This window comes from Mesorhizobium sp., from assembly GCF_005063415.1.
In the GTDB taxonomy this organism is placed as follows: Bacteria; Pseudomonadota; Alphaproteobacteria; order Rhizobiales; family Rhizobiaceae; genus Mesorhizobium.
This window is the reverse complement of sequence record NZ_SUEG01000211.1, coordinates 284-6,571: the sequence shown is the minus strand read 5'-3', so window position 1 is coordinate 6,571 and position 6,288 is coordinate 284. Positions and strand designations below refer to the sequence as shown.

Genomic DNA, 6,288 nt, shown 5'->3' with positions numbered 1-6,288 from the left:
CCGCCGGAGCCGGCGATCCGCGCGGAGGCGACCATTCCAGGCAAGGACATCCAGTTGCGCATGACGATCCGTCGCAACACCGACCAGACACTGCCGGCCAGCCATATCATCGAGATGATCTTCCTGACGCCTGACGGCTTCGAGGGCGGCGGCGTCGACAACATCCTGCGTGTCGCCATGAAGGGCTCCGAGCAGGATGCCGGCAGCCCGCTGATCGGCATCCCGGCCAAGATCGCCGACGGTTTCTTCCTCGTTGCGCTCAACGATACCAAGGCGGATGAAGACGCCAATCTGACCTTGCTCAGAGGCCAGGACTGGATCGACGTGCCGGTCGTCTACAAGACCGGGCGGCGGGCGCTGCTCACCATGGAAAAGGGCATTCCCGGCGAGAAGGTGTTCGATGAGGCGCTGAAGGCCTGGCAGACAAAGACAGCGGGCTGAGGCCGGCTCACCAGCCCAACGCTTCTCTGGCTCAGAAGCCTTGGAACAGCATGTCGAGTGCGCTCACGATGTCTTCGTGATGCTTTGACAGGTTCATCCGGCTTTCGCCTAATTCGTCCGTCGGAACCGTTGCGATCAGATGGGTGGCCATAACCATTTTTCGCCCGCTGATCTCAAGGAGAGGGTGGAGTTTGCGCATCGGCGGCGGCGTTGTTGCCATCGGGAGAAGCGGAACGACGACCCTGGTCTTGAAGTGATCAAGCATGTCGGACTGGACGTCGAGTAGATAGCTGCCGTCGATACTGCCGGCGAAGACATCGTAGAGCGCCATCAGAATTGCCGATGTTCTTTCAGCGGAATACCGTGTTTCTCGGCATAGTCGTTCCACGCTTCCATGGTGGCTCGGTTCTCGAGCTTCCATAGCCGGGTCTTTTCCGCAGCGACAGCCTCCGCAATGCCGGCTTCCGCCGCGCGTGAGACATTCACGTCCAGCCCTTTGGCTTCTTTCATGAGTTTGGAATCTATCGACAGGTTTGCCGGTTGGCGAATTGCATTCAATGCCAATTTGCGCAGGGCAGCCTCCGCAATATGCGCATAATCTATGCGCATTTCCGAGCTGCAGCAACGAGGAAGTGGACTACCCCTCCATTTCTTCCCGCAGCATCTCGAGTTCCAGCCATTCCTCCTCGAGCGCTGCCAGTGTGACGCGCTCCTTGTCGAGCGCGGCAATCGTCTTCTGGAACGAGGCCGGGTCGCGCTCGTAATAGGCCGGATCGGCGATGTTGTTCTCCAGCCGCGAGATCGAGGCCGACACCGCCTCGATCTTCTTCGGCAGCGATTCCAGTGCGAATTTCTGCTTGAACGACAGTTTCTTCGCCGGACCCTTCGGTGCGGCCGCTTCGTTCCTGCTTGCCGCCGTCGCTTCACCGGCTTCTGCTTTCGGCCGCGCCCTGCGGTCGTCCAGCCTGGTGCCGCCGCGCTGCGCCAGCATGTCGGAATAGCCGCCGGCATATTCGATCCAGCGGCCGTCGCCATCCGGCGCGATGATGCTGGTCACGGTGCGGTCGAGGAAATCGCGATCGTGGCTGACCAGGATCACCGTGCCGGCAAAGCCGGCGACCAGTTCCTGCAGCAGTTCCAGCGTCTCCATGTCGAGGTCGTTGGTCGGCTCGTCGAGCACAAGCAGGTTTGCCGGCCGCGCCAAGACGCGTGCGAGAATCAGCCGTGCCCGCTCGCCGCCCGAAAGCTCGCGCACCGGCGTCCGCGCCTGTTCCGGCTTGAACAGGAAGTCTTTCATGTAAGATACGACGTGGCGCTGCTCGCCATTGATGACGAGGCTCTCGCCGCGACCGTCGGTGAGATACTGCGCCAGTGTCTCCTGCGGATCGACGGCCTCGCGCTTCTGGTCTAGCGTGGCGATCTCCAGATTGGTGCCGAGCCGCACCGTGCCCGCGTCCGGCTTCAATTCGCCGGTCAGCATCTTCAATAACGTCGTCTTGCCGGCGCCGTTCGGCCCGACCAGACCGACGCGATCGCCGCGCTGGATGCGGGTCGAAAATCCCTTGACCACGGTCAGATCGCCAAAGCTCTTCTCGATGTTCCTGGCTTCGATCACAAGTTTGCCGGATTCGGCGGCGTCGCTGGCTATCATCGTCGCCGCACCCTCGGCGCCGCGATGACCACGAAAGCGCTGGCGCATGGTCTGCAACTCACCGAGCCGGCGCATATTGCGCTTGCGCCGCGCCGTCACGCCATAGCGCAGCCAGTGCTCCTCGCGCACGATCTGGCGACCGAGCTTGTGCTGCTCGCGCTCTTCCTCCTCCAGCACTGTGTCGCGCCATTCCTCGAAATAGGCAAAGCCCCTGTCGAGACGGCGGGTCTGGCCGCGGTCGAGCCAGATTGTGGCGCGCGACACGCGTTCGAGAAAACGGCGGTCATGCGAGATGACGACCAGTGCCGAGGAGGTGCGGGCAAGCTCCTCCTCCAGCCATTCGATAACCGAAAGGTCAAGATGATTGGTCGGCTCATCGAGGAGGAGAATGTCGGGCTCCGGCGCCATGACGCGAGCGAGTGCGGCGCGCCGCGCCTCGCCGCCGGAAAGGTCGTTCGGCCGTTCTTCGCCGGTCAGGCCGAGATGCTCCATCAGATAGGTGGCGCGGTAGGGATCGTCGGCGGGTCCGAGACCTGCCTCGACATAGGCGCGGACGGTGGCAAAACCGTCCATGTCGGGCATTTGCGGCAAATAGCGGACGGTTGCCGAAGGCTGGCGGAAGACTTCGCCGTCCTGCGGCTCGATCAGCCCGGCGGCAATCTTGAGGAGCGTCGACTTGCCAGAGCCGTTGCGGCCAACCAGGGCGATCTTGTCGCCAGCCGAAGCCGTCAGGGCGGCACCGTCGAGCAGCGGCGTGCCGCCGAAGGTCAGCTTTATCCCGTCGAGATTGAGAAGCGGCGGCGCCATGTCAGCTTTCAGGTAGGGGAAAAGGATGCGCGAGCAGCAGCGCGCGGCCGCTGGCCAGCGCGATTTCCAGCCGGCCCCTGACCTCGTTGGAAATGGTCAGCGACGAGCCGAACGCAACCTCGACATGGTCGAGCGGCCATTTGGCGCCGGTGACGCTCAGGCCGGCGAGATCGGAGAAGCCGAGTACCGAAAACAGCGTGCCGTCGGCATAGTCGAAGCCAACCTTTCCCGGCAGCAAGGGTATGCCTTCCTGTGCGCCGCTGGTCAAAAGCACTTCCGTTCCGCCTTCCGCCAGCCGGACGCTCAGCGCCAGATGCAGGAAGATGTGGTCGGTGCGTTTGCCGCCGAAGGCGCCCGCGAGCACAAGGCTGGTCGCACCGCGTTCGAGCGCAGCGGCGATAGCGAGTTCACCGTCGGTCTTGTCCTTTTCGGCGGGAAACACCTGCCGTGGCACGGCGGCCAGATCCTCCGGCAAATCGGCAGGTACGGAATCAAAATCGCCGACCCAGAGTTCCGGCCTCAGGCCCAGCATGCGGGCATGGCCGATGCCGGCATCGGCGGCGATGACGCGGGAGCCTTCGACCTGGCGGTCGAGCAGCGGCGTGCGGATGAGATCGCCGCCAAGCAGGATGGTGAATGTGCTCATATCTCGTGGCCCTTACCAGCCCTGCCCCGGAAACGGAAGATGAAACGGCAGACGAAACGGAAGGCTGGGCTTTGGATGCCCGGCAAACTTCCGCTTGCGCAGCACTTCGGCCGGGCCTATGTGTCGCAACGCTCTAACGGGGTGCCGGACGCGATCTTCGCGGACCGGCTGAGAGGCAAGACTGCCAACCCGCTGAACCTGATCCGGTTTGTACCGGCGGAGGGATTAGACGTTTCGGACAGCCCGACGCCTCAATTCCTTTCAACGCGAACGAAGGAGGCGCCGATGCGCAGTTTTTTCCACTCTCTTGTCTCGATTATCCTGCTTGCAGCATCCGCGCTGGCCCTGCCAGGGCAGGCATCGGCACAGGATAAGCTGACCGTCTATACCTATGAAAGCTTTACCGCCGAGTGGGGTCCGGGACCGGCGGTGAAGAAGGCCTTCGAGGCCGAATGCAACTGCGTCGTCGAATTCGTCTCGGCCGCCGACGGCGTCGCGCTGCTCAACCGTGTGAAGCTGGAAGGCGCCGCGACCAAGGCCGATATCGTGCTTGGCCTCGATACCAATTTGACTGCGGACGCCAAGGCAACCGGCCTGTTTTCGCCGCACGGCGCCGTGTCGGGCGTCAGCGTCCCGGGAGCCTGGAGCGACGATATTTTCGTGCCGTTCGACTATGGCTATTTCGCCGTCGTCTACGATACCGAAAAACTGAAGAGCCCGCCGAAGAGCCTCAGGGAATTGGTCGAGGGCGATGCCGGCGACAAGATCGTCATCCAGGATCCGCGCACCTCGACGCCGGGCCTTGGCCTGCTGTTGTGGGTCAAGTCGGTCTATGGCGACAAGGCGCCGGAAGCCTGGGCCAAACTCAAGGCAAAGGTGCTAACGGTGACGCCGGGCTGGAGCGAGGCCTACGGCCTGTTCACCAAGGGTGAGGCGCCGATGGTGCTGTCCTACACCACCTCGCCGGCCTACCACATGGTTGCCGAAAACACCGAGCGCTATCAGGCGGCGTCCTTCGAGGAGGGCGAATATCTGCAGATCGAGGTTGCGGGGATCACCACCAAGGGCGCGAAGAACCCGCTGGCGGAAAAGTTCATTGCCTTCATGACCGGACCGAAATTCCAGGATGTCATTCCCGAAACCAACTGGATGTTCCCGGCCGGCAAAACCGACAAGCCGCTCAACCCGGCGTTCGACAAGCTTGTCAAACCGACCAAAACCTTGCTGTTCAGCCCGGAGGAAGTCGCGGCCAACCGCAAGGCCTGGGTCGATGAGTGGCTTGCGGCGATGAGCAAGTAGGATTCCATATGGTGTTCGTTCCCGACCTCAGCCAAGTTCCTCCTCTCAGCACCCATCGTTAAGCTGGGTAGCGCGAAATGCAGGCTCGCCGTCCTGACTCCCGCGTCACTGCCGGCATCGTCGCGCTTGGCGCCATTGCGCTGCTGATCGGCGGGGCATTCGCCGGGCTCGTCGTCGAAGCCACACGCGACTTGTCCGGCGCCGCTTCCGCTTTCGATTCCTATCTGTTGCGCGTCGCCCGTTTCACGCTCTGGCAGGCGGTCTTTTCGACGCTGCTCTCTGTCGCGCCGGCGCTGTTCGTCGCGCGTGCCCTGTCGAGGCATCCACAGTTTTTCGGGCGAGGCTTCATCCTGCAGCTTTTCGCCGTGCCGCTGGCGCTGCCGGCCATTGTTGCCGCACTCGGTGTCCTGGCGCTCTATGGCCGCGCCGGCTATTTTGCCGGCACGCTCGGCGCGCTAGGCGGCCAGAGCTGGCCCGGCATCTATGGCCTGTCGGGCATACTCGTCGCCCATGTCTTCTTCAACCTGCCGCTGGCGACGCGGCTGTTCCTGGAGGCGTTGCAGACCGTGCCGGGCGACCAATGGCGGCTGGCGAGCCAGCTCGGCATAGGCGCCAGACCCGCCTTCCGGCTGATCGAATGGCCGACGCTGCGCGTGGCACTGCCGGGGGTCGCCGGGCTTGTCTTCATGCTGTGCATCACATCCTTCACCATCGTGCTCACGCTGGGCGGCGGGCCGCGGGCGACGACGCTGGAGGTCGCCATCTACCAGGCGCTGCGTTTCGACTTCGACCCGGCGCGGGCGGTGACGCTCACCCTGCTGCAAATTGCCCTGACCTTCGTCGTCGTGCTGGCATTGACGCGGCTTGGCGCCAATATGGTCGGCGACGCCAATCTACCGGTGGCGCCGCGCCGGTATTTTTCAGCCGGTGCGGGCGAGACCGGGCTGAACGCACTGGTGATCGGGCTGGCACTGCTGTTTGTCGCCGGGCCGATGGCGGCCACGCTGGCGGCCGGGCTTGGCGCCGATCTCGGCCGCCTGGCCGGCGAGAGCGCGGTGCGGCAAGCGACGGCGACCAGTGCCGTGCTCTCCCTCCTGTCGGCGCTGCTCTCTGTGGCGTTGTCGCTGTCGTTGGTCATGGCGCGCCGGGCGCTGGCGCTCACCCGGCGGACCGACCGGCGGACGCTGCTCGAACATCTGGCCGACACCGGTGCGGGGTTCGTCCTGGTGGTGCCGCCCATCGTCATCGGCGCCGGCTGGTTCCTGCTCTTGCGCACCGTCAGCGATGTCTTTGCGATCGCCCGTGTCATGGTCGTTGCGGTCAATGCGGTGATGGCGATGCCGTTCGCCATCCGCGCCATCCGCCCAGCCTATGACGCGGCGAGCGAACGCCATGAACGGCTCTGCGCGCAGCTTGGCATCTCGGGCTGGACCCGGTTGCGGCT

The 6,288-nt window shown here is 64.0% G+C and carries 6 protein-coding genes, 1 pseudogene and 1 riboswitch; of the genes and pseudogenes, 3 read left to right on the top strand and 4 right to left on the bottom strand.

Annotated features, from left to right (window positions below):
* Nucleotides 1–441 (top strand): annotated as a pseudogene (locus tag E5W70_RS29865) (hypothetical protein); the annotation flags it as partial.
* A 31-nt stretch (nt 442–472) separates the two neighbouring features.
* On the opposite strand, the gene E5W70_RS29860 reads toward E5W70_RS29865, so the two are convergent.
* The 4 genes from E5W70_RS29860 to E5W70_RS29845 are packed head-to-tail and all read right to left on the bottom strand — an operon-like array spanning nt 473 to nt 3,545.
* Entirely contained in the window at nt 473–772 is a 300-nt protein-coding gene (locus E5W70_RS29860) for a CcdB family protein (protein WP_292664879.1), read from the bottom strand.
* On the bottom strand, nt 772–1,050 hold the full coding sequence (locus tag E5W70_RS29855) for a type II toxin-antitoxin system CcdA family antitoxin (RefSeq protein ID WP_292664878.1): 279 nt from the start codon (nt 1,048–1,050) through the stop codon (nt 772–774). The genes E5W70_RS29860 and E5W70_RS29855 overlap by 1 nt, the downstream gene beginning before the upstream one ends.
* 28 nt (nt 1,051–1,078) lie before the next feature.
* Entirely contained in the window at nt 1,079–2,899 is a 1,821-nt protein-coding gene (locus tag E5W70_RS29850) for an ABC-F family ATP-binding cassette domain-containing protein (RefSeq protein ID WP_292664877.1), read from the bottom strand.
* 1 nt (nt 2,900) lies between these two features.
* On the bottom strand, nt 2,901–3,545 hold the full coding sequence (locus E5W70_RS29845) for a thiamine diphosphokinase (protein WP_292664876.1): 645 nt from the start codon (nt 3,543–3,545) through the stop codon (nt 2,901–2,903).
* Nucleotides 3,546–3,672: 127 nt separating this feature from the next.
* A riboswitch (TPP riboswitch) is annotated at nt 3,673–3,787 on the top strand.
* Nucleotides 3,788–3,830: 43 nt separating this feature from the next.
* Here E5W70_RS29845 and thiB point away from each other — a divergent pair.
* Nucleotides 3,831–4,844 carry a thiamine ABC transporter substrate binding subunit gene (thiB, locus tag E5W70_RS29840; RefSeq protein WP_292664875.1) on the top strand — a complete coding sequence of 338 codons (1,014 nt, stop codon included), beginning with the start codon at nt 3,831–3,833 and terminating at the stop codon, nt 4,842–4,844.
* A gap of 77 nt (nt 4,845–4,921) precedes the next feature.
* On the top strand, nt 4,922–6,288 hold a 1,367-nt coding region (locus E5W70_RS29835; RefSeq protein WP_292664880.1), incomplete at its 3' end, for an ABC transporter permease subunit.